Origin of the sequence: Rubellimicrobium aerolatum, assembly GCF_017872975.1 — a bacterium.
GTDB lineage: Bacteria > Pseudomonadota > Alphaproteobacteria > Rhodobacterales > Rhodobacteraceae > Rubellimicrobium > Rubellimicrobium aerolatum.
The window spans coordinates 1-25542 of record NZ_JAGGJP010000011.1; the positions used below are offsets into that span (position 1 = coordinate 1).

The following is a 25542-nucleotide window of genomic DNA, read 5'->3' on the forward strand; positions in this document are numbered from 1 at the left end:
GCATGACGCGGATCGCGATCTCGCCCCGGTTGGCAATCAGGATCTTCTGGAAATCGGGCATGAACAGGCTCCGCTGCGGACAAGGGCAGCTTACGAGGTTCTCACGTCCCTGCAACCGCATCTGCATGAGAGATACAATAACAAATAAACGTTGAGGACCGGCCGTGCTCATGTTGGCGAGCAACAGATCGTCAAGAAGAGGGCGCAAGCTGAGCTCCTCCCCAGAAGCACCCAGACACTTGGGACCAGTTGGAAAGTGCCCAACTGTTGCGCCAAAGCTTGTCTTCCCTCGCCAGCATACGGAGCCTATGCGAGGAGCAATGCTTGTTGCAAAAACACTTAATGTAAAAAAAATTGCAGTATAGGTAAATACGCAATCTGCTGTGTCAAGGGCTGTTGGAGGCAGCTCTCGTCATGGCGGAGCCCCACGGGAGGACATACATGAAATTTATGACCCTGGCCCTTCTGGCCACGATGACGCTTGCCGGCTCGATGGCTGTCGCGCAGGACGCCCCCAAGGTGTTCATGCTGCTGCCGAACGAAACCACGATCCGCTTCGAGAGCCGTGACGCGCCCTTCTTCACGGTCGCCATGTCCGAACTCGCGCCTGAAGCCGAGGTGATCGTGCAGAATGCCCAGGGCGATCCGGCCCGCCAGCAGGCGCAGGTCGAGGACGCCATCGCTCAGGGCGCAGCCGTCATCGTGCTGACCTCGGCCGACGCCAACCTTGTGGCTGGCGGGCTCGCGGCGGCCGAGGCGCATGTGGTGTTCGACTCGCTGGCGGTCGGTCGTGCCTAGGGCGAGCGGGCGGCGCAGCTTATCGAGGCCATGGAGCAGACTCCGGTCCAGGTGGCGCGCGTCAAGGGCAACCAGGGCGAGTACGGCACCACCCAATACGAGGCTGGCCAGAACGAGTTCATTCAGCCGCTGATCGACTCGGGCAAGGTCGAGATCGTCTGCGAGCAACATACGCAGAATTGGGACCCGGTGGTGGCTCAAGCCTTCGCCGAGGACTGCCTGACCCGCACGGGCGGCGAGGTGGACGTGTTCCTCGGCATGAACGATGGCACCACCGGCGGCTCGGTGGCCGCGCTCATCACGCAAGGCTACCAACCGGGCGAGATCCTCGTCACCGGCGGTCAGGACGCGACCGTCGAGGCGCTGCGCTACATCGCGCAGGGCTGGCAGGACAACTCGGTCCTCAAGGATCTCAACGTCCAGGCCCGCCATGCGGCCGAGGTCGTGGCCTCGATCCTCAAGGGCGAAGGCGTGCCCCAGGATCTCGTGAACGGCACGGTCAACAACCAGTACATGGACGTGACGGCGGTCTTCCTGCCCGTGTCGAACATCACCCAGGACAACCTGGCCGATGTGGTGACGGTCGGCGTCTGGACCTGGGACGAGATCTGCCAAGGCATCGAGGACACCGAAGTCTGCCAGACCAGCAACCCGAACTGATGGTCTTCCGAGGGCGGCGGATCGCGCCGCCCTCTCGCCCCTGCCCGACGAGGAGCGCCAGCCCCATGCCTACCACCGCTGCCATGCCGCGGCCCGCCAATCCCGCGGCCGATCGGACCCAGCCGCTCATCTCGATGCGACGCATCACCAAGTCCTTCGGCTCCGTGCAGGCCTTCAGGGGCGCCTCGGTCGAGGCTCACGCCGGCGAGATCGTGGCGCTTGTCGGCGACAACGGCGCCGGCAAGAGCACCCTCGTCAAGGTCATGGCCGGCGTCTTCGGCTTCGACTCGGGCGACCACGACTTTGAGGGGCGGCCCGCAAACATCCGCACACCATCGGATGCCACGGCCATGGGGATCCAAACGGTCTACCAAGACCTCGCCCTCTGCAACAACCTCGACGCCGTCCAGAACCTCTTCCTCGGGCGCGAGCTGACAGGGAGCCGCTGGTGGGGCCGTCGCATCCGCCGCGCCGAGTGCGAGGTCCGCGCCCGCGAGGTGCTGACGCGGATGCGGCTCGGCAACCTATCCCTGACACGTCCCGTGGGCGCGATGTCCGGCGGCCAGCGCCAGAACATCGCCATTGCCCGCTCGATCCTCTGGACCCCCAAGGTGGTGATCCTCGACGAGCCGACCGCTGCCCTCAGCCACTCCGCCGCCGAGCAGGTCTCGCGCCTCGTGCGGACGCTGGCGGACCAGGGGCTCGGCGTCGTCATCGTCAGCCACGACATTCACCATTTCGTCGTCAACGCCACCGACCGGGTCGAGGTCATGCGCCTGGGCGCCAACGCCGCGAGCTTCCGCTCGCGCGACGTGACCGGCGAGCAGGTCGTCAATGCGAGGGTCGGCGGCAACGAAGCCGTCAACCTCGCCGGCTGAACCCTCCGCGACAGGACCCTGCACATGACATCGGTTCCCACCATGACGCCGCCTGTCAAGCGCCGCACCTTCGGCGAGCTTCTCTCCTCCGATCTCCGCGCGCTTCCGGTGCTCCTGGCGCTGGTGCTTCTTTGGGCCTTCTTCGCCATTCAGAGCGACGTCTTTCTCAGTCCGCGCAACCTGTCGAACCTCCTGATCCAGTCCACCGTCGTGGGGATCATGGCGCTGGGCCTGATGTTCGTCCTTCTCGTCAAGGAGATCGACCTGTCGGTCGCCGCCATCAACGGCGTCACCTCGGTCTTCATGGCCAAGGCCATCGTGGAATGGGGCGCCTCACCTTGGATGGCAGTTCCCGCCGCCATCCTTCTGGGTGCCGGCATCGGCTCGCTCTCGGCGCGCTGGGTGAACTGGGTGGGCGTGCCGTCCTTCGTCGTCACATTGGGCTTGGGCCTTGCGCTCAACGGCCTTCAGCTCATCCTTCTGCCCGACACGGCACGTTACGGTCTCCAGGGCACCGGGATCGAGGCTGTGGCGCTGACCACCATCGGCGGAACCTGGGCGTGGATCGCGCTCGCGGTAGGCATTGCGATCTTCGCGTCGCTGGTCCTGTCCAGCGTCGGCCGCCGCCGCCGTGCCGGGCTGGAGGTCAACGCCCGAAACGAGGTCGTGCTGCCTCTCGTGGGCGGGACCCTGTTCGGCATCGTCGTCGTGCCCTCCTGAACGCACACCAGGGCATCCCGCTGCCCGTGCTCATCTTCACGGCTCTCCTGGGCATCGGCGCCTACATTCTCAAGGAAACGCAGTTTGGCCTCTACCTCTATTCCGTCGGCAACAACGACGAAGCCGCGCGCCGCGCCGGCATCAAGGTCCGCTCGGTGCGGGTCGCCGCCTTTGCCATCGCCGGGGGCGTGGCCGCGCTGGCCGGCGTGATCGCCTCGGCACGGACCCTGGGCGTCGGCGTCTTCTCGGGTGGCGGAATCGGCGGCGGCACGCTGCTCCTCGAGTCCATCGCGGCGGCCGTCATCGGCGGCGTGAGCCTCTTCGGCGGTCGAGGCGGTGCCCATGCCGCGCTCCTGGGCTGCCTCGTCATCGGCACGGTGTCGAACGGACTCAACCTGATGGGCGTCGAGAACGAGGTGCGGCTGATCGTGACCGGCCTCCTCCTCGTCCTCGCCGTGTCCATCGACAAGATCATCGAGAAAGCGACGGGGCAGCAGAGCTTCTGACCCACCTGTTAGATTCCAAACCAGGGCTCCCGCAGTCTGAATGTTCTACGCAGTTCGACATGCCCTCCCGTGTAGGCGGAGCCGCCTGGGGCTCGACAGACCCGGTCAGTCGCTGATCGAGGGTGGACCCTGATCAGTATCTAGACGGCCATCCCCGATCCAAGTCATTTTCATCAGGAGAACTTCCTTGAACAAAGTCAGGTATGCCGTCGTCGGAGCCGGCTGGATCTCGCAGGAGGCCTTCATGCCCGGAGTGGGCCAGACCGGAAACTCCGAGATCGCGGCCATCGTGAGCGGCAACGCCGACACCTCCCGCCGGTTGGCTGAGTTCCACCGCGTCCCCGAGGTGGTGGGCTACGAGGACTACGACACGCTCCTTGCGTCGGGGCGCGTGGACGCCGTCTACATCGCGCTGCCGAACTCCATGCACGCCGACTACGCCATCCGGGCGCTCCGGCGCGGCATCCACGCCCTGGTCGAAAAGCCTCTCGCTCTCACGGTCGCCGAATGCGAGGCGATGATCGTGGCGGCCCGCGAGGGCGGTGCCTTCCTCATGACGGCTTACCGACTGCACAGCGAGCCCGGGACCATGGAGGTGCTTGAGCGTGTTCGCCGCGGCGAAATCGGCACGCCACGCCTGTTCCACGCCGACTTCTCCTTCCAGTCCGGTCCCGACAACCACCGCCTCCGAGCCGAGCACTGGGGCGGGCCCCTTCAGGACATCGGTGTCTACTGTCTCAATGCCGCGCGCCAGATCTTCGGGGCCGAACCTCTGAAATGCGTCGCCATGGAGGGCGCGGCAGCGGGGGACGCGCGGTTCCAGGACGTCCATGAAGGGCTCACCGCTATCCTGCGCTTTCCGAACGGCGCCTTGGCCAGCTTCTCCTGCAGCTTCGGTGCGGCGGAACAGGATCGTTACCGGATTACCGGGTCCGATGGGATCATCGACGTCGAGCGGGGGTTCCGATTCGAAACCGTGCCGAAGGTGCGAATGATCCATGCGGGGGGCAACGAGGAGTGGCAGCCCGAGCCGGTTGATCATTTCGGTGCGCAAACAGCGTACTTTTCGGACTGCATCCGCCAGGGGACTCCGCCCGAAGCCGACGGCGCCGAGGGGCTGGCCGATGTGCGGGCCCTTCGGGCCATTGAGGAGGCCGCAAGGACCGGGCGTGCGGTCACGATCGGCGGGCCGGAACGCGACCGCCGGCCGGGGCCGGACACGGTGCGTCGGATTTCCCGGACGGATCGCCGGCTTGTGCTCTGAGCCGAGCTTCCGTCTGACTTCATCTTCGCCCGAGGGGATGAGTAGGTCTCCTTAGGAGGGATGGCATCCGCGCTCCGATTGGATCCTCCAGATCATCATGGACATTCCCTATCGATCCTGCAAAAAATATTGCAGGATGACGCTCGTAACTTGGAGGTATTCTGTCTGTGGTCGACGACAGCTTCACCGCACCCCGGTCCTACGAAGAGCTGATCCGTCTGATCCACGACCGCCATGCCGGGATGAGCAGGGCGTTCCAGAAGGTCGGCCTTTACCTGACGCAGAACCCCAACGACGTGGGCGTGCTGTCGGTGGGTGCCATCGCGGAGCGCTGCGGCATCCATGCCTCGAACCTTGTGCGCTTCGCGCAAGCCCTGGGCTTCTCGGGCTTCAAGGAGCTCCAGCAGCTTTTTCGCATCCGGCTCACCACCGCAGCTCCGGGCTTCGACGCGCGGGTGCGCGCGCTCGAAGCCGAGTTGGGCGGTCGCGAGGATCGGAGCGAGCTCGGGTTCCTGCGTGACCTCGTGGTGCGAGACATCTCGTCGCTTCAGGATCTCATCGCCGACATCTCGGCCGAGCAGATCGCCCACGCCGTCACGCTGATGGAGAAGGCCGACACCATCTACCTGATGGGGCAGCTCCGCTCGGTGCCCGTGGTGGAACTCCTGCGCTACGTGCTGACCATGTTGGGCAAGCGCACGGTGCTGCTCGACCCCGGAGGAGGCCTTGCCACGCACATGGCGCGGGCGGCGCGGCCCACGGACCTGCTCCTTGTGGTGTCCTTCCGCTTCTACGCCACCGAGGTCGTGAACGTGGCCGAGGAGACCTTGTCCCGCGGCGTGCCGCTGGTGGCCATTTCGGACAGCACGTTGTCGCCGATCGCGAAAGGTGCAGCCGTGCTCTTTGCCGTGCCTGAGCACGAGTACACCTTCTCGCGATCCTTGGCCGCGCCGATGTGCCTGGCTCAGGCGTTGGCGGTGGCCTTGGCTGCGCGGCTTCAGAACGACTCGGAGCAGCCGCGCATCCCGATCGTGACGACGGCCTAGTCGCCGGTTCGGGCGGACGGCCCTGGCAGGGTCATGGTCAGTTCATCATTTCAACGGCTTGCAGGTCGCGGCGCATCTTCCGCGCCATCTGCGGCTTACCTTCAGACGCCCTGCAGGTGGCGCAGCCCGCCCTGCAACAATGAATTGCACGATCACCCCTGAAATGCCTCATTGACAATATTCGTTGATTGCAACAAATCTTGCGGCAACCAACAGAATAGTACGCCTTGGAGGGGACTATGTTACGGATAGCCGTGCTGGGCTGCGGTCGCATCGGTCAGATGCATGCCGCCAATGTTGCGCGCCACCCTGGCCGGGGTCTTCGACCTGCATCAGCCGTCCGCCGACCGCGTGGCCGCCGCGCAAGGGGCCCAGGCCTTCGCCAGCGCCGAGGAGGTGTTCGCCTCGCCGGACGTCGATGCGGTCCTGATCGCCACGGCCACCCCGACCCATGCCGACTACATCGAGATGGCCGTCGCCGCCGGCAAGGCCGTGCTCTGCGAGAAGCCCATCGACCTGGGCCTTGAGCGGGTCGAGGCCTGCGCCGCCAAGGTCGCGGGGACGCGCCTGCCGATCCAGATCGGCTTTAACCGCCGCTACGACCCCGGCCATGCCGCCGCACGCGCCGCGATGCTGGCCGGCGAGATCGGCGACCTGCATCAGGTCATCATCACCTCGCGCGATCCCGGCCTGCCGCCCCGCGCCTATCTGGAAGCGGCGGGAGGTCTCTTCCGCGACATGACGATCCACGACTTCGACCTCGCGCGCTTCATGCTGGGCGAGGAGCCGGTCGAGGTCTTCGCCTTGGCCAACGCGCTGATCGACCCGGAGCTGGGAGTCGCCCTGAACGAGGTGGACAGCGCGATGTTCATCCTGCGCACGGCGTCGGGCAAGCAGTGCCACATCAACAACTCGCGCACGGCGGTCTATGGCTACGACCAGCGGGTCGAGCTGATGGGCACCAAGGGGATGGTGATCTCCGACAACCGCAAGCCGCACGAGATGCGCCGCTTCACCGCCACCTCGACCGAGGGCGCGGAGCCCGATCAGTTCTTCTTCCTCGAACGCTACCACGAGGCCTTCATGGCCGAGATCGATGGCTTCGTGGACTGCGTCGAGAAGGGCGCTCAGCCACTGGCCAGCTTCGAGGACGGGCGGCGGGCGCTGATCCTGGCCGAGGCCGCTTACCGTTCCCTGAGGGAGGGGCGCCTCGTGAAGGTGGCGGAGATCGCCAACTAGACCGCATCGGCCGCGGCCCAGCCGGGAGGGGGCGGGCCCGCGGAACTGAGGAAGGAGCAACGCAAGACGCATGATCCGTAGCTCGCGGCCCGTATCGGCCGCGCGCCTGGACAAGTCTTGTCTCCCCGCTACCCCGACCGACGATCCGAGCCCGCAAGGCGCATTCGGATGCAACCCACGACCTGCGCGGTTGGATCGGCCAGCCCGCAGACCCGAAGCGGACCCGACCAAAGTGGCCGCCACAATCAACGAATCAACTGGAGGAAGACATGGAAGTTGGAACAACCCTGAGATTCGGCCGCCGCGCCGTCGTGGCGGCGATCGGCGCCGCCCTGCTGGCGTCCACGGCCACCGTGGCGCTGGCGCAGAACGCCGACGTGCAGATCGGCTTCACGCCGAAGTTCCTGAAGGACGACTTCCAGACCCTGATGCTGGAACTCTCGCTTCAGGCCTTCGCCGACAAGGGCTTTACCGTCGTGGGCTCGCCCGACCCGAACGGCGACATCTCGGCGCAGGTCGATACGCTCCAGAACCTCCTGGCCAACGGCGCCAACGTGATCGTCTTCGCGCCCCTCGACGCGGCGGGCATCGTCCCGGCCGTGGAGCGCGCCAACGAGGCTGGCGCGCTGGTCTTCTCGATCAACGACTCGCCGGCGGGCGGTCAGGTGACGGCGACCGTGCGGGCCGACAACCTCGATGCCGGCGTGCAGGGCGCGACCGAGATGGTGGCCCGTCTCCAGAACGACGCCTGCTGGGCCGACAATTCCTGCGTCGTGCTCGAACTCCAGGGCTCGCTGACCACGCCGAACGGGCTCGACCGCTCCGAGGGCTTCTCCACGACCCTGGCCGAGCTGGCCCCCGAGGTGGAGCTGATCCAGCGCCCGACGGAATGGACGGCCGACATGGCCGCCGATGCGGCGCAGAACGTGCTGACGCAATACCCCGAGCTCGACGGCATCTTCATGGCCTCCGAGCTGATGGCGACGGCGATCAACGCGCAACTGAAGTCCGCAGGCCGGGACACCCCGGTCGGCGACGCGGCCTCGGTGATCCGCGTGGCGATCGACGGCACGCCGCAGGGCCTGCAGCTGATCCGCGAGAACGCGCTCGATGCCACCGTGTCGCAGCCGCTGAGCGCCTATGCGACCAAGACGGCCGAACTGATCGAACTGGTGTCGAACGGCGGCACCATCGAGATCGGCCCGCGCGACGACGGCCAGGTGATCGAGACCCCCGTCGGCCCGCAATACCAGCTCAAGGCGACGCTGGTCACGATGGACAACGTCGACTCGCCCGATCTTTGGGCCAACCAGCTCAACAACTGAGGCCCGTCCGTCAGTGACAATCGTGGAACCGAAGATCATGGACATGACCCAGCCCATCGTCGAGATGCGCGACATCACGAAGACCTTCGGTTCCACGCGCGCCCTCCGAGGCGTGGATTTCACGGTCATGCCGGGCGAGATCCACGCGCTTCTGGGCCGCAACGGCGCGGGCAAGAGCACGCTCGTGTCCGCGCTGAGCGGCGTCACCCCCGCCGACGCCGGCACCATCCGCATCGGCGGAACCAGCGTGACCGCGAACGGCCAGAGCTACGCCGCCGCGATCCGCGACGAGATCGCCCATGTGCAGCAGACGCCACGGCTCTTCGACCAGCTCACGGTCGCCGAGAACCTGTTCCTGGAGAACCCGGTCGTCCGCAAGCGGTATGGTCTGGTCAGCCACGGTCGGATGATCTCGCGCACCCAGGCCCTGCTGGACGAGTGGAGGATCGACATCCGCCCCACCGCCCTGGCCGGGCAACTGGACGCCGGCACGCGGCAGCTCCTGGAGATCATGAAGGCCCTGAACCGGGGCGTCCCGGTGATGATCCTCGACGAGCCGACCGCCGCCCTCAGCAACGCCGAGAAGCGCATCCTGTTCGATCATATCCGGGCGCTGAAGCTCCGGGGCGTGTCCTTCGTCTACATCTCGCATCACCTGGACGAGGTGTTCGAGGTCGCCGACACGGTGACCATCCTGCGCGACGGGCAGATCGTCACCGCGCGCGCCCCGGTGTCGAGCCTCGACGTGGAAACCATCGCCAACCTGATGATGGGGCAGGCGACCACCCGCAGCGAGCGCAGCGACACCACCGACGCGACCGCGCCGCCCCTGCTTCGGGCCAAGGGCATCCGCATCGGCCCGGCCCACGAGGCGACCGTCGATCTGGAGGTGCGCGGCGGCGAGATCGTCGCCCTGGCCGGTCCGGTCGGCAGCGGCAAGGAAAGCCTCGCCATGATCCTCGCGGGGCACCAGACGCCCTTCGGCGGAGAGATATCGAGCCCCCGGGGCAAGCTGCCGGTGATCGGCCTCGTGCCGACCGACCGGCACGCCAGCGGTTATGTCGGCATCCTCGGCGTGCGCGAGAACGTGGCGGCGGGCGGCCTCGACATCCTGTCGGGCCCGCTCGGCTTCATCAACCGGCGCAAGGAGCAGGAGCATGTCGGCCGCCTGGCCCGGCAGACCAACGTCATCGCCTCCTCGCTGGACCAGGCCGTCGGGCAGCTCAGCGGCGGCAACCAGCAGAAGGTCGTCTTCGCGCGATCCCTCTGCCGAAGTCCCGACGTCATCGTGGCCCTCAGTCCGACGCGCGGCGTCGATGTCGGCGCCAAGGAGCAACTCTACGCGCTGCTGCGCGACCTTGCCGCCAAGGGCATGGGAGTCGTCGTCGTCTCCGACGAGGAGGACGAAATCAGTCAGTTGGCAAACCGTGTCGTCATCGTCTTCGAAGGAGCGATCGTCGATGAACTGGTCGGAGATTACAGCATGAAGGACCTAATCCTGCGGATGGAGGGCGTGGCATGATGGTGGAGCGGCACAGCACGGCCCCGACGCCTGCCTCGTCGAGGCGGTCGGCCTTCGGCAGCGCCTTCGTGGCCAACGGGTTCACCATGTATCCCGTCCTCCTCCTCCTGGTGATCGTGGGGGCGCTGGTGGCCCCGCGTTTCCTGACGCCGCTCAACCTCATCAACATCCTGGAGCAGGTCAGCGTGCTCGGGCTGACCACGATCGGCCTGACCTTCGTCGTCCTGATCGGGCGGCTCGACCTGTCCCTCGAAGGGATCGTGGGCTTCGCCCCGATGCTGGCGGCCGTCCTGCTCGTTCCGGCCTCGGCGGCGGCTTCGGCGTGGAGCTGCCGGGCTGGATGGGACCCGTCGTGGCGCTCGGCGCGGCGGGGCTGATCGGCTGGTTCAACGGCTTCATAGTCGTGCGCGTGGGGTTGAACCCCTTCATCTCGACCCTCGGCCTTCTCGTGCTGCTTCGCGGCGGCATCCTCATCATCTCGAACGGGCGCTCGATCTATTCGCCGGGAGAGGCGCTGACCTATTTGGGCTCCGAGCGGATCCTGGGCCTGCCCGTGACGGTGCTGGTTTTCCTGATTGTCGCCGTGATCGTGGGGCTGGTCTTCCAGTACCATCGCTACGGCCGCGCCCTTTACGCGATCGGCGGCAACGAGGAGGCCGCGCGCGCGGCCGGGATCAACGTGGATCGGGTGATCTGGTCGGCCTTCGTCTTCGCCGGGCTTCTGGCCGGCTTGGCCGGCGTGCTGATGACTAGTCGCCTTGACTCGGCGGTGACGACGCAAGGCGAGGGGATCATCTTCTCGGCTTTCGCGGCGGCGGTGATCGGCGGCGTCAGCCTCGGGGGCGGCAAGGGCAACATCATCGGCGTGGTCAGCGGCGTGCTGCTGATCGGCGTGATCAACAACCTGCTGACCCTGGCGCAGGTGCCGTCCTTCTACGTCCAGGCGTCCACCGGGGCCGTGATCATCGTCGCGGCGATCCTGACGACGCTGGCCAGCCGGCGTTCCAGCGGGATCAGGACGCGGACCTGATCGGCGTCGCGGCCTCATCCTTTGGAGGCCGCGACCCGACTCGGCACAGTCCCTGGGCCTTGGACGCCAAGGCCGTGGGCCGGCGCTGTGCCTCCGCCCTGTTCGTGGCGCCCTCGCGCCGTGCCTCCGCGCAGAAGGTCACCATGGGACCTGCCGACATGCCCGAGGCACCCCCCATGACGGAGGCCGGTCCCGGCACGGGGCCATGACGGCTCTCCTTCAGCGATGGAACCTCGCCGACGGAACGACATCCACGATCCGTATCGGTCTCCATAACCCGGCAGCACGAGCCGATCGTGCCCCGCCTATGGAGGTCATCCCATGACCAACCGCCGCACGTTCATCCTTGGCCTCACCTCGCTGGGAACGCTCGCCGCGATCTCCACGCCCGCCCTTGCCGCCGACCTTGCCCCGCAAGGCGCAACAGCGATCACCAGGGTGTACGGAGACGGGCTGCGGTTTGTGGCCGTTGCGGTCTCCTATTCGGGCGCAGTCTCGGCGAGCGACCTTTCGGTCGAGGATTTCAGGGTGGGCGACCGCACGGTGACCGCCGTCTACCCCGCCACCGCACCCGATCCCGCCAGCCGCGCCGACAGCGGCGCGGTCGTGATCGTGGAGCTTTCGGACACGGATCCTGGCGCCTTGCTTGCGGTCGAGCCGGAGCGGTCCTAACCACCCTCGGGCAACTCGCAAGGCGAGGGCAAGCCCCGCTGGACGGCGGGCGACCCCAACATCAGCGACACGACCTGGGCCACGCCGCAGGCCCGCGTCGAGGTGGCCGAAGTCGCGGCGGCAAACGGCGACACCCTCGCGGCCGCGTCTGTCGAGACCAGCGCGGTCAGGAACCTCGTCCTCGACGAGTTCGAGCAGCGGGTCTGGAACGACCCCGAGACCGGCGACACGCTGCCCTACAACCTGTTCGTGCCGAAGGGCTACGACCCGTCCAGATCCTACCCGCTGGTGAACTTCATGCACGATGCCGGCGCCACCAGCGACGATCCGCTGTTCACGCTGAAGCAGGGCCTGGGCGCGATCGTCTGGGCCAGCCCCGAGGATCAGGCCAAGCGCCCGTGCTTCGTTCTCGCCCCGCAATTCGCCGAGATCATCGCCGATGACGACAACAACACGTCGAGCATGCTCGACACCACCATCAATCTCATCAAGGCGCTTGTCGAGGAATTCAGCATCGACGCCGGGCGGCTCCACACCACCGGCCAGTCGGGCGGCGGGATGCTGTCGATCGCGATGAACATCAAGTATCCGGACTTCTTCGCCGCCAGCTTCCTCGTCGCCTGCCAGTGGGGGCCCGAGCTGGTGGCCCCGATGGCCGGCAACCGGCTGTTCATCGTCACCAGCCAGGACGACCCCGGCGCCTTCCCCGGCCAGAACGCCATAACCGAGGCTCTGGAAGATACGGGCGCCACCGTGTCCCGCGCCATCTGGGACGGAACCTGGACCGCCGAGCAGTTCCGGTTCGCCTTCGACGACCTCGATGCCGAGGGGGCCCGGATCAACTACGTCTCCTTCGCCGAGGGCACGGTCATTCCCGAAGGCCAGAGCGCCGCCGGGGCCTCGGGGCACCGCAACACTTGGCGGGTCGCCTATGCCATCGAGCCGATCCGTGAATGGATCTTCCGGGCCGACGCGTGAACGAACAAGGCAGGAGATCAGGATGACGATCCGCGGAACCCGTCCTGGCGACACCCTGGTGGTATGGAAGCTGGACCGGCTCGGCCGCTCGCTGCCGCACCTGCTGGCGATCGTCGCCGAGCTGAGGTCGCGGGACGTGGCCTTCCGCTCGCTGACGGAGTAGATGGACACGACCACGCCGCACGGGGAGCTGCTGTTCTCGATCTTCGGCGCGCTGGCCCAGTATGAGCGGGCCTTGACCCGCGAACGCGTGGTCGCGGGCCTCGCGGCCGCCAGGCGCCGCGGCCGGCGTGGTGGCCGCCCGCCGACGCTCGACCCCGAGCAGATCGAGCAGATCACGGCCGCGCTCGACGGGGGTGCGAGCAAGGCGTCGGTGTGCCGGACCTTCAAGGTGCCGCGCTCGACGCTGCTCGACACGCTGGCGTGGGTGGGCTGGACCTCCCCGGCCAAGGCCTGACCGGTGCCCCGGCGCGCCGTTCTGACCGAACGGCAGCGCGCCGCCCTAATGGCGCTGCCTGAAAACGAGCCCGACCTGGTCCGGCACTGGACGCTCGGGGCCGACGATCTGCGCGTCATCGGGACCCGGCGCAGGCCGCACAACCGCTTGGGCTTTGCGCTCCAGCTCTGCGCGTTGCGCTACCCCGGCCGGGGCCTCGCGCCCCGGCGAGGTGATCCCGCACGTGCCGCTCGCGTTCGTCGCCGACCAGATCCCCGTCGACCCGCAGGTGCTGGCCGACTGCGCCGTGCGCGAACCGACCCGGTACGAGCAGCTCGACGCGGCTCGCGCGAGGAGTTCGGCTTTCGGCCGCTCGACCCCTTGGCCAAGGCCGAGCTCCAGGCGTGGCTCCTGCCGGTCGCGCTGGCCACGACCAGCGGGGTCGACCTCGCGCGCCTGTTGCTCGACGAGTTCCGCAGCCGCCGCGTCATCGTGCCCGGCATCACGCTCGTCGAGCGCATGGTGGCGCAGGCGCTGCTTGAGGCGGAGCGCCACGTCGCCGACCTGCTCACTCGGCGCCTCACCGCCGGGCAGCGCGACCGGCTCTCGATCCTGCGCGCGACCGAGCTCGATCCGGCGCTGGCCTCCGCGGTGCATCCCCAGCGCCTGCGCCGCCTGTGCCAGGAAGGGGCGCGGTTGACCGCCCAGCACCTCACTACCCTGCTCCCCACCCGGAGGCGCGCGGTCCTGGTCGCGACCGTGCTCGAGGCGCAGGTGACGCTGACCGACGACGCGGTGCTGATGTTCGAGCGGCTGTTCGGCTGGATGTTCCGGCGCGTCGAGCGGGGCGAGGAGGCCGCGCTGAAGCGCGACCGGCGCACCATCAACGACAAGATCAGGCTGTTCGCCCGCCTCGGCGACGCGCTCCGAGCCGCCTGCGACAGCGGCGCCGACGCGTTCGCCGCGATCGAGCGCGTCGGCGCCTGGGACGAGCTGGGCACGCAGGTGGACGAGGCCAAGCGCCTGGTCCGGCCCGATCCGCTCGACCCGGTCGCGCTCGTGCAGTCCAGTTTCCCCATCCTGCGGCAGATCGGACCCGCGTTCGTGCAGGCGTTCGCGTTTGGGGCCGTGCCCGGCTGCTCGGGGCTCGCGCGCGGGGTCGAAGTGATGCGCCGGCTCGGCCAGGGACGATTGCGGAGGCTGCCGGCCGACGCGCCGACAGGCTTCATTCGTCCGACCTGGCGGCGCCGGATCGGCCGCGACGGCATGGACCGGCGCATCTACGAGTTCTGCGTCCTGGCCGAGCTGCGCGACCGCCTGCGCGCGGGGGACATGTGGGTGGAGGGAAGCCGACGCTACTGCTCGGTCGAGCAGCAGCTCATCTCCGCCCCCGTGTTCGCAGCCATGCGCGAGGCGGGTCCGCTGCCCGTGCCCGTGGTCGGGTCGGCCGCGGAGTGGCTGGCCGACCGCCGCGCGCGGCTCGCTCGACGGCTGGCCGAGGTCGCGGCCAAGGCGGAGGCCTGCACGCTCGAAGAGGTCCAGCTCAAGGCCGGGCGGCTGCGGATCTCGCCCTTGAAGTCGGCCACGCCGGAGGAGGCAGAGGGCGCGCTAGCCCCCCTTTACGCCCACCTCCCGCTCATCCGCGTGACCGACCTCCTCGCCGAGGTCGATCGCTGGACCGGGCTCGCCGGCTGCTTCACGCACCTGACCACCGGGCGCGCCCACGACGAGCCGCGCGCGGTGCTCACAGCCGTGCTCGCGGACGCCACCAACCTCGGCCACGCCCGCATGGCGGAAGCCTGCAACCTCGTCAGCCAGCGCCAGCTCGGCTGGCTGTCGTTCTGGCATCTGCGCGAGGACACCTACGGCGCCGCGCTCGTCCGGCTCGTCGACGCGCAGTACCGGATGTCGCTCGCCGCCGCTTTCGGGTCCGGCACCGCGTCGAGCTCGGACGGCCAGCACTTCCCGCTCGACCGGCGCGCCCAGGCGACCGGGGCCGTCAACCCGCACAAGGGATCGGAGCCGGCCGTGTCATCTCACACGCACCTGTCCAACCGCTACGCCCCGTTCCACTCCAAGATGATCTCGGCGAGCGCGGGCGAGGCGGCCCACGTGCTCGACGGGCTGCTTCACCACAGCGCCGACCTGAACGTCGAGCGGCAACCACACCGACGGCGGCGGCGTGTCGGACCGCGTGTTCGCGCTCTGCCATCTGCTCGGGTTCCGGTTCGCGCCGCGCGTCCCGAACCTGGCCGCCCGACGGCTGCACCTGTTCGAGGGGCCGGAGCCCGGGCCCGACATCGCCCCGCTTTTGGCCGCCCCCATCGACGAGCGCCTGGTCACGGACCACTGGACCGACGTGCTCCGGCTGGCAGCCTCGATCCGCACGGGCGTGACCAGAGCCTCCGCGATGCTGGCGCGGCTCGGCTCCTACCCGCGCGCGAACGGGCTGGCGCTCGCTCTGCGCGAGATCGGGCGCGTCGAGCGCACGCTGTTCACGCTCGACTGGATCGAGGACCCCGAGGAGCGGCGCCGCGCGACCCGCGAGATGAACAAGGACGAAGCCGAGAACGCGCTCAAGCGGGCCATCTTCTTCCACCGGGCGGGCCGGCTGCGCGACCACGGCCTCCAGGCCCAGGGCCACCGCGCGAGCGCGCTCAACCTCGTGGTGGGCGCGATCGTGCTCTGGAACATGACCTACCTCGAAGCCGCCATACGCCACCTGGAGCGCCAGGGACGGCCGGTGCCGCCCGACCTGCTCCAGCACCTGTCCCCGCTCGGCTGGCAGCACATCAACCTCACCGGCGACTACCTCTGGACCGACCCTCCCACCCAGGCCGGACAGCGCCGGCCCCTCCGCCGGTGGCTCACCCAGCCAAAGCCGCATGGCCCTAAGCGTAGATCTGGGTCCGTTCTGTGTGACATCCCCGTTTCGGCGGACCCGGAGCAGGATCACGAGCCCAAGACAAGGCACCGGCTTGGCAGGCAGTGGAGCCAAGCCGGTTCCTACGGGGCCTGCGGTGCTCTACGTCACCTGGGCAGCGCCATCGGTCCCTCGGGCGCTGGCGCCTGGCCCGGATAGGCGCCCCAGATCGACTGGTCGAAGTTCACGATGGCCCCGGTCATCAGCCCGGCGTCGTCCGACACGAGGAAGTTGATCGCTCGCGCCGCCTCCTCCGGGTCCACGAGGCGCCCGAAGGGGAGCCGCGCCGCCGCCTTCGCCTCCCAGTCGGGATCGCCGCTTTCGACCGCCTGAACAAGGTTCTCGTTGTCCGACGACATCCAGCCCACGTTGAGCTGGTTGACCCGGATGCGGTTCGCCATGACCGAAAAGGCCGTGTTGGTCGTCAGCGTGCTCAGGGCCGCCTTGGAGGCGCAGTAGGGGTTGATGAAGGGCTGCCCGGCCAGCGCCGACATGGAGCCGACGTTGCAGATCGCCCCTTCCACGCCGTCGCGGATCATCAGCTTGATCGCCTCCTGCATCAGGAAGAACGGACCGCGTACGTTGGTCGCGAACATTCGGTCGAAGAGGTCGGGCGAGGTGTCGAGGATGGAGCCCCGCTCGGTGGAGGCCCCTGCGTTCACCAGCACGTCGATCCGACCGAACAGCCGGTCCACCTCGGCCACGGCGCGGCGGCAGTCCTCGACACGCGCGAAGTCCGCCGGGACGAAGTGGACCGCTGCGCCGCTGGCCTCGGCGATGGCGCGGCGGGCGGCCTCGCCCCTCTGTGGATTGCGTCCGGTGATGACCACGCCGGCGGCCCCGGCAACGGCCAGACGGCGCGCGACGGCCGCCCCCAGCCCCTGGGTGGCCCCGGTCACGAGGCAGATCTTGTCGTCCATGCGGTTCATTGCACCACCCCGTATCCCGCAGCTTGCATCACGCGAAACAGCTCGTTGTGGCCGATCCGCGCCATCTCGGCGGGCGGCGCCTTCCTCGGGTCCTGCTCGGCCTCGACCACGAACCAGCCCTCGTAGCCATGGCTGGCCAGCCGCTTGACGATGGCCTCAAAGTCGAGGCTGCCGTCGCCCGGCACGGTGAAGGCGCCCTTCACCACGGCGTCGAGGAAGGACTCTTTTGTGCGGTCCAGCGCATCGATCACTTCCTGCCGCACGTCCTTAGTGTGCACGTGGCTTATGCGGGCGTGGTGCTTGTCGATCACCCGCAGCACGTCACCGCCCGCGAAGGCCATGTGCCCGGCATCGTAAAGGAGCGGCAGGGCTTCACCTGTCACGGCCATGAAGGCGTCGAGTTCCGCTTCGGTCTCGATAACGGCCGCCATGTGATGGTGGTAAGCCAGTGGCATCCCCTCCTCGGCGCACCATTCCGCGAAGGTGGTCATCTTGCGCCCGTAGGACCGCATTTCGTCGTCCGAGAGCCGGGGCTTGGTCGCCAGCGGCTTGGACCGGTCGCCTTGGATCGACCGCGCCGTCTCGCCATAGACGAGGCAGGGCGCCTTGGCCGCGATGAAGAAGTCCATCTGTTCGCGGACCCGGTCCTTCTCGGCCTCCAGGTCGCCGTCGAGCAGCAGCCCCGAGAACCAGCCCCCGCAAACCTGGATGCCGTAGCGGTCGAGAATGGGGGTCAGGACCGTCGTGTCCATGGGGAAGCGTCGCCCGGTCTCCATTCCGGTGAAGCCGGCCTCGGAGGCCTGCCGGAGGCACTCCTCCAGCGACACGTCGTCCGACAGTTCCGCAAGGTCGTCGTTCCACCACGCGATGGGGGCGATGCCGAGCTTGGCCTTCATTTCCTGTTGATCCTTCCGTTCCATGTGGTCAGGCCGCTGGGCAACCACGGCTTCCCGGTCGGCCCGAACCCTGTCCCGTGAGCCCTCAGACGCCCACGCGCTGCTTCTTGCGGATCGCATCCTGCGAAGTCCGCGCGTCCTGCACGGCAGGCCTCTCGGACACTTCCGGTACCCCCACGTCCCAGTCGGCGTCGCCGGGGACCCAGGCATAGGCGTCGGTGCGCAACGAGATGACCGTCGTCCGGTCCGTGCCCTTGGCCCAGTCCAGGGCCGCTTCCAAGTCGCCCATGCTCTCGCAGTGCCGCGCCTCCGCGCCCATGGCGCGGGCGTGGGCCACGAAATCCACCGGGAAGGGCTCCCGGGCCGTGCGGCAGTCCTTGAGGAGGTTGTTGAACCCCGGCACCCCCTTGAACTGCTGGAGACGGTTGATGACCGCGTAGCCGCCGTTGTCACAGACCAGCACGACCAGCTTATGGCCGGACAGCACGGTCGAATAGATGTCCGAGTTCATCATCATGTAGGTGCCGTCGCCGATCATCACGATCGGCACGCCGTCGCCCTGCTTGGCCAGCGCGTGGCCCCAGCCCGCCGCGATCTCGTAGCCCATGCAGGAGAAGCCGAACTCCAAATCGAAGGTGTTCGGCTCCTTGACCCGCCAGCCCTTCATCAGTTCGCCCGGCAGGCCGCCCGCGGCCGTCACCACCGTATCGCGAGGGCCAGCCCAGCTGTTCACCGCCGCCACGACTTGCGCGTAGGTCGGCCGCTCGGCGTTCGTCGGCGCCTGATGCGTGTCGAGCAGCGCGTTCCACTCCGCGAAGAGCCCCCGCGCACGCTCCATGTGGGTGGCCGGCGCGGCCCAGTCGCCCAGGGCGGCGTCGAGTTCCCCCACCGTTTCCAGCGCATCGCCCACCACGGGCAGCGTGGAATGCTTGAGGGCGTCCCAACGCGCGGTGTTGATGCCGATGAAGCGGGCCTCTAGCTTGAAGGAGGTCCAGGACCCGGTGGTGAAGTCCATGAGCCTGGTGCCAATGGCGAGCACCACGTCCGCCTCGGCGGCGAGCGCGTTGGCCGAGGTGGACCCCACGATGCCGATGGGCCCCGCGTGGACGGGATGCTCATGCGTGAGCGTCCCCTTCCCGGCGATGGTCTCCACGACCGGGATGCCGCGCTTCCTCGCGAACTCCGCCACGGCCTCGCTCGCACCCGAGTAGCGCACGCCACCGCCGGAGATGATGAGAGGCGTCTTCGCGTCGCGCAGGACGTCGGCCGCGCGGGCGACGGCCCGGCGGTCGGGCCGAGGTCGCGGGATCTCCCACAGCCGGGGCGCGAAGAACGCGGCGGGGTAGTCGTAGGCCTTCTCCTGCGTGTCCTGGCAAAGCGCCAGGAACGCCGGCCCGCAGTCCGCCGGATCGAGCATGGTGGCGACCGCCTGCGGCAGGGAGGCGAGGATCTGTTCTGGCAGGGAGATCCGGTCCCAGTAGCGCGTGACGGCCTTGAAGGCGTCGTTCACTGTGACCGTCGGGTTCCCGTAATGCTCCACCTGCTGCATCACCGGATCGGGCACGCGGCTGGCGAAGCTGTCGCCGGCCAGAAGCAGCACCGGCAGCCGGTTGGCATGCGCCGTCCCGGCCGCCGTCAGCATGTTGGTCGCCCCCGGTCCGATCGAGGAGGTGGCAACCATGAGTTGCCGGCGTCGCTGGGCCTTGGCGAAGCCCACGGCGGCCAGTGCCATGCTCTGCTCGTTCTGTCCCCGCCAGGTGGGCAGGCGGTCCTGCACGCCCTCCAGCGCCTCGGACAGGCAGGTGACGTTGCCGTGCCCGAAGATCGCGAAGCATCCCGCGAAGAGAGGCACCCGCCGGCCATCCAGCTCCGTCTCCTGCGCGCACAGCCAGCGCACGAGCGCCTGCGCCATCGTCAGGCGGATCGTGGTCCCTGTCATCCTAAACCCCTCCCAGGTCGAGTGTCCTGCGGACTTTATGGAATGCTCATTGACAGCGCAATACAGTTGCAACAAAGATTGCACAACAAGACGGGGAGGACATCGATGCGAAGGATCGCCCTGCCGGGCCATGGCCACATCTGGAGCATCCACGCCGGTGTCATCGCAGCGCCGGCCCAGCGAAGGCTGTCGCGTGTCTACGATGCGGCCTCCCTTGTGTCCACTGACCCGGCTCGACTTCGCCTTGCCGCTGCCTTCGTTGGCACCAAGGCGGCCGGGGTCGGCCTTGGTGTGGCTGTCCGCCTCGGGATGCCAACTGACGCCGCGCTGAAACCGGCTGCCGGAACGCGTGCCCCCCACCTCAATCAGATCGGGTGATCTCATGTATCAGTCCTATGGGCTGTTCCTCGATGGCGCTTGGCGCGCCGCATCGAACGGCGCCTCGGCGCCGGTCCTGAGTCCGGTGACCGACCAGCCCCTCGGCAAGGTTCCGTTGGCGACCGCGGCCGACACGGCCGAAGCCATCGACGCCGCCGAGCGGGGGCTTGCGGTCTGGCGGGCCCTGGGCAACTTCGCCCGCGCCGATGCGCTGCACCGCATCGCTGACGAGATGACCCGGCGCAGGGACGAAGCGGCACGTATGATCTCCTCCGAGACCGGCAAGCCCCTCGCGCAGGCCGAGCGGGAGTGGGGTCTGTCGATCGACCAGTTCCGTTGGTACGCCGAGGAGGCCCGTCGCATTTCCGGCCGGATCGTGGAAAGCCGCGTCCTCGGCGGACGCTTCGAGATCACGAGCGAGCCCGTGGGGGTCTGCGCGGCCTTCACGGCCTGGAATTTCCCGGCGGCGCTGGTGGCCCGCAAGGTGGCCCCCGCGCTGGCGGCGGGCTGCGCCACGATCGTCCGGCCGTCCAGCCAGACGCCAGGCGTCGCGATGCTGATGGTGGACTGCTGTCGGGCGGGGAACCTGCCTGCCGGGGTCGTCCAGCTCCTCGTCGGCCCGACCGATGCGACCTACGCGCCCTTGATGGCCGACAAGCGGGTGCGCAAGGTCTCGCTCACCGGCTCGACCCGCGTGGGCCAGCAGATGATCCGCGACGCCGCCGCGACGGTGAAAAAGGTGTCGATGGAGCTTGGCGGCAACGCGCCGTTGATCATCTATGACGACGCAGACCTGGATTTGGCGCTGAACGTCTCGGTCCCGACCAAGTTCGCAAACGCCGGCCAGGTCTGCGTGACGGCGGACCGCTTCTACGTCCACGAGTCCTTGCACGACGCCTTCGTCGAGGGCTTCGTCGCACGCGCGCAGGCCCTCAAGGTCGGCGACGGGCTCGATCCGACGACGCAGATGGGTCCGCTTATCTCGCGGAGGCGGCTCGAGGAGATCGAGGGCATCGTCGCCGACGCCATCAAGGCGGGCGCGACGCTCGCCTCCGGAGGCAAGCGCGCGTCCGGCTTCAACGCCGGCCATTTCCACGAGCCCACGGTGCTGACCGACGTCACCGACGATATGCGCGTGATGGCCGAGGAGAACTTCGGCCCCATCGCCGCGATCACGCGCTTCACCAGCGACGACGAGGCCCTGAGCCGCGCCAATTCCACCGACATGGGCCTGTCCGCCTACGCCTTCACCCGCTCGCCGCAACGGGCACGTCGCACGGTGGCCGAGCTCAAGGCCGGGATGGTCGGCATCAACAGCTTCGCCATGGCGGCGGCCGAGGCCCCCTTCGGCGGGACGGCCTTCTCGGGCCTGGGCCGCGAGGGCGGTCCCGAGGGGATCGACGCCTATCTCGACACCAAGCTCGCGCAGATGGTGTGGCTATGACCCAGCTCCGCGACCTCTGGGCCCAAGGCAAGCCAGTCCTCAACGGCTGGCTGTCCATCGGCAACGCCTTCACGGCCGAGATCATGGCTGCCCAAGGCTACGACAGCGTCACCATCGACGTGCAGCACGGGGCGCTGGACTACTCCTCGGCCTTACCGATGCTGCAAGCGATGCGCGCCTCCGGGGTGGTCCCCATGGCGCGCGCGCCCTGGCGCGAGCCCGGCATCATCATGAAGCTCCTCGACGCGGGCGCCCTGGGGATCGTCTGCCCGATGGTGAACACGGCCGAAGAGGCAGCAGAGTTCGTGAGCTTCCTGCGCTACCCTCCACGCGGGCAGCGCAGCTTCGGGCCCACGCGGGTGGGGGTGGCCCATGGGCTGGCCGCCTATGCGCGCGACGCCAACGACCTCGTCCTCGGCTTCGCGCAGATCGAGACGTCCGAGTCGATGGCGAACCTCGATGCGATCGCGGCCACCCCCGGCCTCGACGGCCTCTACGTCGGACCGGCCGACCTCGCCCTCGGCCTGAGCGACGGCCGTCTCTCGCCGGGCTTCGATCGCGAGGAGCCCGAGATGATCGACGCCATCAAGGAGGTCCTGGCCGCCGCTCACCGCCACGGCATCAAAGCCTGCCTCCACTGCGGGACGCCCGACTACGCCGCCCGCGCCGTGGGCTGGGGCTTCGACCTCGTGACCGTCTCGGGCGACTCGCGCCTCCTCGCGGCCGCGGCCAGCGCCTCCGTGGCGAAGTTCCGAGAATTGGCAGCGCAGGGGGAAAAGCCAGTCGCGGTCGCTGCTGAGGGAGGCTACTGATGCCGCATCTGCTCATCGCCGGAAAGCTGCACCCTGCGGGCCTTGGGGTCCTCAAGGCTACGCCGGGGCTGACCTACGACTATGTCGAGGAGGTCTCCGAGACTTCTTATGCCCCGCTGATCGACAGGGCCGATGCGCTGGTGCTGCGCACCCAGCCCCTGTCGGCCGCCACCGTGGCGCGAGCCGGGCGCCTGAAGGTCGTCTCCCGCCACGGCGTGGGCTATGACGCCGTGGACATCAAGTCCCTCGACGCCCGCGGCATCGCGCTGGCCGTCGTCGGCGACGTCAACTCCGTCTCGGTGGCCGAGCACGCGATGATGATGCTTCTCGCCTGCGCCAAGAGGGCGGTGGCGGCTGACCGCGCCGTGCGCAACCCCGCGCGTTGGGGCTGGCGCAACCAACTCGAGGCTTCCGAGATCTCCGGCCGCAGGCTTCTGATCCTGGGCTATGGCCGCATCGGGCGGCACCTGGCGCGCATGGCCCGGGGCTTCGGGATGGAGGTGCGGGCCTTCGATCCGTTCTTGGCGGCGCAAGGCTGGCCGGATGGGGACACGACGGCCCCTGTAAGCTCGCTTTCGGAGGGTTTGGCCTGGGCCGATGCGGTCTCTGTCCATGCGCCGAAAGGCGAGCGCCCTCTTCTCGATGTGGCAGAACTGTCGCTGCTCCAGCCCGGGGCGATTCTGGTCAACACGGCTCGTGGCGGCGTGGTGGACGAAGGGGCGCTAGCTGACGCCCTCGCCTCGGGACGTGTAGGCGCGGCCGGCCTCGACGTCTTCGACGATGAGCCGCCAAATCCCGACCACCCGCTCCTCGCTTTCGAGCAGGTGCTTCTCTCGCCGCACATCGCCGGACTAACGGCCGACGCCGCCGAGCGCATGGCCGTGGCCTCCGTCCGAAACGCCCTCGACTACCTCGACGGCCGGCTCGACCCGGCCCTTCTCGTCAACAAGGACGCACTCGCATGTCACGTTCTCCCCTCCGCGTCGGCCTGATCGGCTCGGGCTTCATGGGCAAGGCGCACGCCTTCGGCTACGGCGCGGCCGCCAAGGTCTTCGACCTGCCCTTTGCCGTGGAGCTGCACACGCTGGCCGACGCCACGCCCGATCTGGCCGCCCGCGCTGCGCGCGAGCTGGGCTTCGCGAACTCCACCGCCGACTGGCGCGCGATGGTCGCCTCCCCGGAGATCGATGTGGTGAACATCACCGTCCCCAACGCGCTCCACAAGGAGATGGCGCTCGCCGCTATCGCGGCTGGCAAGCACGTGTACTGCGAGAAGCCCTTGGCCCCTCGCGCGCGCGACGCCCAGGAGATGACCGAGGCCGCCGAGGCGGCGGGCGTCAAGACCCAGGTGGGCTTCAACTATCTCTGCAACCCCATGCTGCGGCTGGCCCGCGACATGATCGCGGGGGGCGAACTGGGCCAGATCGTGAGCTACCGGGGCGTGCACGCCGAGGACTACATGGCCGACGCCACCTCGCCGTGGTCCTTCCGCCACGACCCCCAGGGCGGCGGCGCCTTCGCCGACATTGGCAGCCATGCCCTCGCCACGGCCGAGTTCCTTCTCGGGCCGATCACGCGGCTGCTGGGCGACACGGTGACGGTCATCCCCGATCGCCCCGACGGCACGGGCGGCCGCCGCCCTGTCGAGGTGGATGACTTGGGCCGCGCCTTCGTGCGCTTCGCGGGTGGCGCGTCGGGCAGCATCGAGGCCTCCTGGGTCGCGATGGGCCGCAAGATGCAGCACGATTTCGAGGTCTACGGCACCCGGGGCGCGCTCCTGTTCACGCAGGAGCGGTTCAACGAGCTGCACGTCTACTCGGCCGATGACGCGCCGGGCCGCCGCGGCTTCCGCCGCATAGAGGCCGCGCCCGACCACCCGCCCTATGGCCGCTTCTGCGTGGCGCCGGGCCACCAGATCGGCTTCAACGACCTCAAGGCCATCGAGGTCGCGGGCTTCCTCGACGCGCTGGCGGGGCAGGGGCCCGAGCCTTTCGGCTTCCGCCAGGGCTGGCGCGTCCAGTCCCTTGTCGAGGCCGTCCATGCCTCCTCGAAGGCGCAGGCCTGGGTGGACGTGGCATGAGCCTCGCGGTCGGGATCATCGGCGCGGGGGTCATGGGCGCCTTCCATGCCCGTCTTCTGCGCGAAGGGACGGGGCACGCCCGCCTCGCAGCCGTCTGCGACACCGATCCCCAACGGGCGGCGCAAGCCGCCGAGGGCGCGCGAGTCCATTCCGACCCTCTCGCCCTCATCGCCGACCCGCAGGTGGAGGCGGTGGTCGTGGCCTCCCCCGACGCCACCCATGCCCCCCTGGCGCTGGCCTGCCTGGCCGCCGGCAAGCCCGTGCTGCTGGAGAAGCCCATCGCCGCCACGGCCGCCGAGGGTTGGCGCGTGTTGGAGGCCGAGGCCGCGCGAGGCCGCCGCCTCGTGACGGTGGGCTACATGCGCCGCTTCGACGCCGCCTACCTGGAGATGAAGTCCGTGGCGGACACGGGTGACATCGGCACGCCCGTCCTGCTGCACAACGTCCACCGCAACCCCTCCGCGCCCGACTGGTTCGCCGGCCCCATGCCGATCACCAACTCCTTCGTCCACGAGATCGACGTCAGCCGCTGGCTCCTGGGCTCCGAGATGGTGGCGGCTCGCGTTCACGCGGGGCCGGGCGGCGAGCCGCTCCTCATCGCCCTGACCACCGACCGGGGCGAGCTCGTCTCGACCGAGGTCAACATCAACGCTCGCTACGGCTACCACGTCCACGCCGAGCTGGTGTGTCGCGAGGGCACCATCTCCATGGCCCAGCCCGAGTTGACAGCTGTCAACTCCGCCCTCCGCCACGCCTCGGCCTACCCGGACAACTGGGTGCCCCGCTTCGCGCAGGCCTACCGCGACCAGATGCAGGCCTGGGTCCGGTCCGTCAGCAGTGGCATCCCGGTCGGCGCCTCCGCCTGGGACGGCTACTGCGCCACCGCTGTCGCCGAGCAGGTGGCGCAAGGGCTCGACGGCTGCGAGGTGCAGGTCACGCTGCCTCCGATTCCTGCCCTCTATGAAGCCGCAAGATAGGAACACGGTCCGCTAAGACCCCACCTCGCCTAGGCAGGGCTCAACCCGACACCTGAAACTCTCAAGGCAGCCGTCCCGTCTGCCTCATCT

At 68.6% G+C, this 25542-nt stretch carries 23 protein-coding genes and 3 pseudogenes; 22 read left to right on the plus strand and 4 right to left on the minus strand.

Translation table 11 applies throughout. The features are described from left to right. The coding region (locus tag J2Z33_RS12455) for a hypothetical protein (protein ID WP_209841539.1) at positions 1-208 on the minus strand (208 nt) is incomplete at its 3' end. A gap of 317 nt (positions 209-525) precedes the next feature. Between J2Z33_RS12455 and J2Z33_RS12460 the strand changes: the two are divergent. The 17 genes and pseudogenes from J2Z33_RS12460 (at position 526) to J2Z33_RS18720 (ending at position 16156) form a co-directional block, all read left to right on the plus strand. Further along, positions 526-1458 (plus strand): annotated as a pseudogene (locus tag J2Z33_RS12460) (substrate-binding domain-containing protein). Positions 1459-1523: 65 nt separating this feature from the next. After that, positions 1524-2336, plus strand: coding sequence for an ATP-binding cassette domain-containing protein (locus tag J2Z33_RS12465; RefSeq protein ID WP_245218820.1), 813 nt, complete (start codon positions 1524-1526; stop codon positions 2334-2336). A 24-nt stretch (positions 2337-2360) separates the two neighbouring features. Next, positions 2361-3056, plus strand: a complete 696-nt coding sequence (locus J2Z33_RS18395) for an ABC transporter permease subunit (RefSeq protein WP_245218821.1) — start codon at positions 2361-2363, stop codon at positions 3054-3056. A 26-nt stretch (positions 3057-3082) separates the two neighbouring features. Beyond that, complete coding sequence (locus J2Z33_RS18400; RefSeq protein ID WP_342454175.1) at positions 3083-3562, plus strand: ABC transporter permease subunit; 480 nt, start codon at positions 3083-3085, stop codon at positions 3560-3562. Positions 3563-3749: 187 nt separating this feature from the next. Further along, positions 3750-4826 (plus strand): Gfo/Idh/MocA family protein, encoded by a 1077-nt coding sequence (locus J2Z33_RS12475; protein WP_209841541.1) that lies wholly within the window; start codon positions 3750-3752, stop codon positions 4824-4826. 167 nt (positions 4827-4993) lie between these two features. After that, positions 4994-5872, plus strand: a complete 879-nt coding sequence (locus J2Z33_RS12480) for a MurR/RpiR family transcriptional regulator (RefSeq protein ID WP_342454176.1) — start codon at positions 4994-4996, stop codon at positions 5870-5872. Positions 5873-6166: 294 nt separating this feature from the next. Further along, positions 6167-7111, plus strand: a complete 945-nt coding sequence (gene iolG, locus J2Z33_RS12485) for an inositol 2-dehydrogenase (protein ID WP_245218822.1) — start codon at positions 6167-6169, stop codon at positions 7109-7111. Positions 7112-7380: 269 nt separating this feature from the next. Further along, positions 7381-8436, plus strand: coding sequence for a sugar ABC transporter substrate-binding protein (locus J2Z33_RS12490; protein ID WP_209841544.1), 1056 nt, complete (start codon positions 7381-7383; stop codon positions 8434-8436). Positions 8437-8479: 43 nt separating this feature from the next. Continuing rightward, a complete protein-coding gene (locus J2Z33_RS12495) occupies positions 8480-9958 on the plus strand; it encodes a sugar ABC transporter ATP-binding protein (protein ID WP_209841546.1) in 1479 nt (492 codons plus the stop codon). After that, on the plus strand, positions 9955-10335 hold the full coding sequence (locus J2Z33_RS12500) for a hypothetical protein (RefSeq protein ID WP_209841548.1): 381 nt from the start codon (positions 9955-9957) through the stop codon (positions 10333-10335). Before J2Z33_RS12495 ends, J2Z33_RS12500 begins: the two co-directional genes overlap by 4 nt. After that, positions 10299-10988 carry an ABC transporter permease gene (locus J2Z33_RS12505; RefSeq protein WP_209841550.1) on the plus strand — a complete coding sequence of 230 codons (690 nt, stop codon included), beginning with the start codon at positions 10299-10301 and terminating at the stop codon, positions 10986-10988. Before J2Z33_RS12500 ends, J2Z33_RS12505 begins: the two co-directional genes overlap by 37 nt. 321 nt (positions 10989-11309) lie before the next feature. Next, positions 11310-11660 carry a hypothetical protein gene (locus J2Z33_RS12510; RefSeq protein WP_209841552.1) on the plus strand — a complete coding sequence of 117 codons (351 nt, stop codon included), beginning with the start codon at positions 11310-11312 and terminating at the stop codon, positions 11658-11660. A gap of 102 nt (positions 11661-11762) precedes the next feature. After that, entirely contained in the window at positions 11763-12638 is an 876-nt protein-coding gene (locus J2Z33_RS12515; RefSeq protein ID WP_209841553.1) for a carboxylesterase family protein, read from the plus strand. Between the two features lie 22 nt (positions 12639-12660). Next, a pseudogene (locus J2Z33_RS18955) lies at positions 12661-12867 on the plus strand (recombinase family protein); the annotation flags it as partial. 21 nt (positions 12868-12888) lie between these two features. Continuing rightward, the gene (locus J2Z33_RS18960; RefSeq protein WP_425342574.1) at positions 12889-13095 is read left to right on the plus strand and encodes a helix-turn-helix domain-containing protein; all 207 of its coding nucleotides are present in this window, start codon (positions 12889-12891) and stop codon (positions 13093-13095) included. Between the two features lie 48 nt (positions 13096-13143). After that, positions 13144-15174: pseudogene (locus J2Z33_RS12525) on the plus strand (Tn3 family transposase); the annotation flags it as partial. A 94-nt stretch (positions 15175-15268) separates the two neighbouring features. Then, positions 15269-16156: a Tn3 family transposase gene (locus tag J2Z33_RS18720; RefSeq protein WP_342454182.1), complete on the plus strand. Its 888-nt coding sequence runs from the start codon at positions 15269-15271 to the stop codon at positions 16154-16156. On the opposite strand, the gene J2Z33_RS12530 is transcribed toward J2Z33_RS18720, so the two are convergent. The 3 genes from J2Z33_RS12530 to iolD all read right to left on the minus strand — a co-directional run bounded on the left by J2Z33_RS12530 (position 16105) and on the right by iolD (position 19761). Beyond that, the gene (locus J2Z33_RS12530; protein WP_245218823.1) at positions 16105-16917 is read right to left on the minus strand and encodes an SDR family oxidoreductase; all 813 of its coding nucleotides are present in this window, start codon (positions 16915-16917) and stop codon (positions 16105-16107) included. The two genes, J2Z33_RS18720 and J2Z33_RS12530, sit on opposite strands and share 52 nt — an antisense overlap. Before the next feature lie 5 nt (positions 16918-16922). Next, the gene (gene iolE, locus J2Z33_RS12535; protein ID WP_209841557.1) at positions 16923-17822 is read right to left on the minus strand and encodes a myo-inosose-2 dehydratase; all 900 of its coding nucleotides are present in this window, start codon (positions 17820-17822) and stop codon (positions 16923-16925) included. A gap of 85 nt (positions 17823-17907) precedes the next feature. Next, on the minus strand, positions 17908-19761 hold the full coding sequence (gene iolD, locus J2Z33_RS12540; protein WP_209841559.1) for a 3D-(3,5/4)-trihydroxycyclohexane-1,2-dione acylhydrolase (decyclizing): 1854 nt from the start codon (positions 19759-19761) through the stop codon (positions 17908-17910). Positions 19762-20143: 382 nt separating this feature from the next. Between iolD and J2Z33_RS12545 the strand changes: the two genes are divergently transcribed. Genes J2Z33_RS12545 through J2Z33_RS12565 form a run of 5 tightly spaced genes read left to right on the plus strand, consistent with a single transcriptional unit; the run spans position 20144 to position 25452 of the window. Continuing rightward, positions 20144-21583 (plus strand): NAD-dependent succinate-semialdehyde dehydrogenase, encoded by a 1440-nt coding sequence (locus J2Z33_RS12545; protein WP_209841561.1) that lies wholly within the window; start codon positions 20144-20146, stop codon positions 21581-21583. After that, positions 21580-22395: an HpcH/HpaI aldolase family protein gene (locus J2Z33_RS12550; RefSeq protein ID WP_245218824.1), complete on the plus strand. Its 816-nt coding sequence runs from the start codon at positions 21580-21582 to the stop codon at positions 22393-22395. The genes J2Z33_RS12545 and J2Z33_RS12550 overlap by 4 nt, the downstream gene beginning before the upstream one ends. Continuing rightward, positions 22395-23387: a hydroxyacid dehydrogenase gene (locus J2Z33_RS12555; RefSeq protein WP_209841565.1), complete on the plus strand. Its 993-nt coding sequence runs from the start codon at positions 22395-22397 to the stop codon at positions 23385-23387. The genes J2Z33_RS12550 and J2Z33_RS12555 overlap by 1 nt, the downstream gene beginning before the upstream one ends. After that, entirely contained in the window at positions 23357-24475 is a 1119-nt protein-coding gene (locus J2Z33_RS12560; RefSeq protein WP_209841567.1) for a Gfo/Idh/MocA family protein, read from the plus strand. Before J2Z33_RS12555 ends, J2Z33_RS12560 begins: the two co-directional genes overlap by 31 nt. After that, positions 24472-25452, plus strand: a complete 981-nt coding sequence (locus J2Z33_RS12565; RefSeq protein ID WP_209841569.1) for a Gfo/Idh/MocA family oxidoreductase — start codon at positions 24472-24474, stop codon at positions 25450-25452. The genes J2Z33_RS12560 and J2Z33_RS12565 overlap by 4 nt, the downstream gene beginning before the upstream one ends. Positions 25453-25542: the final 90 nt, after the last annotated feature.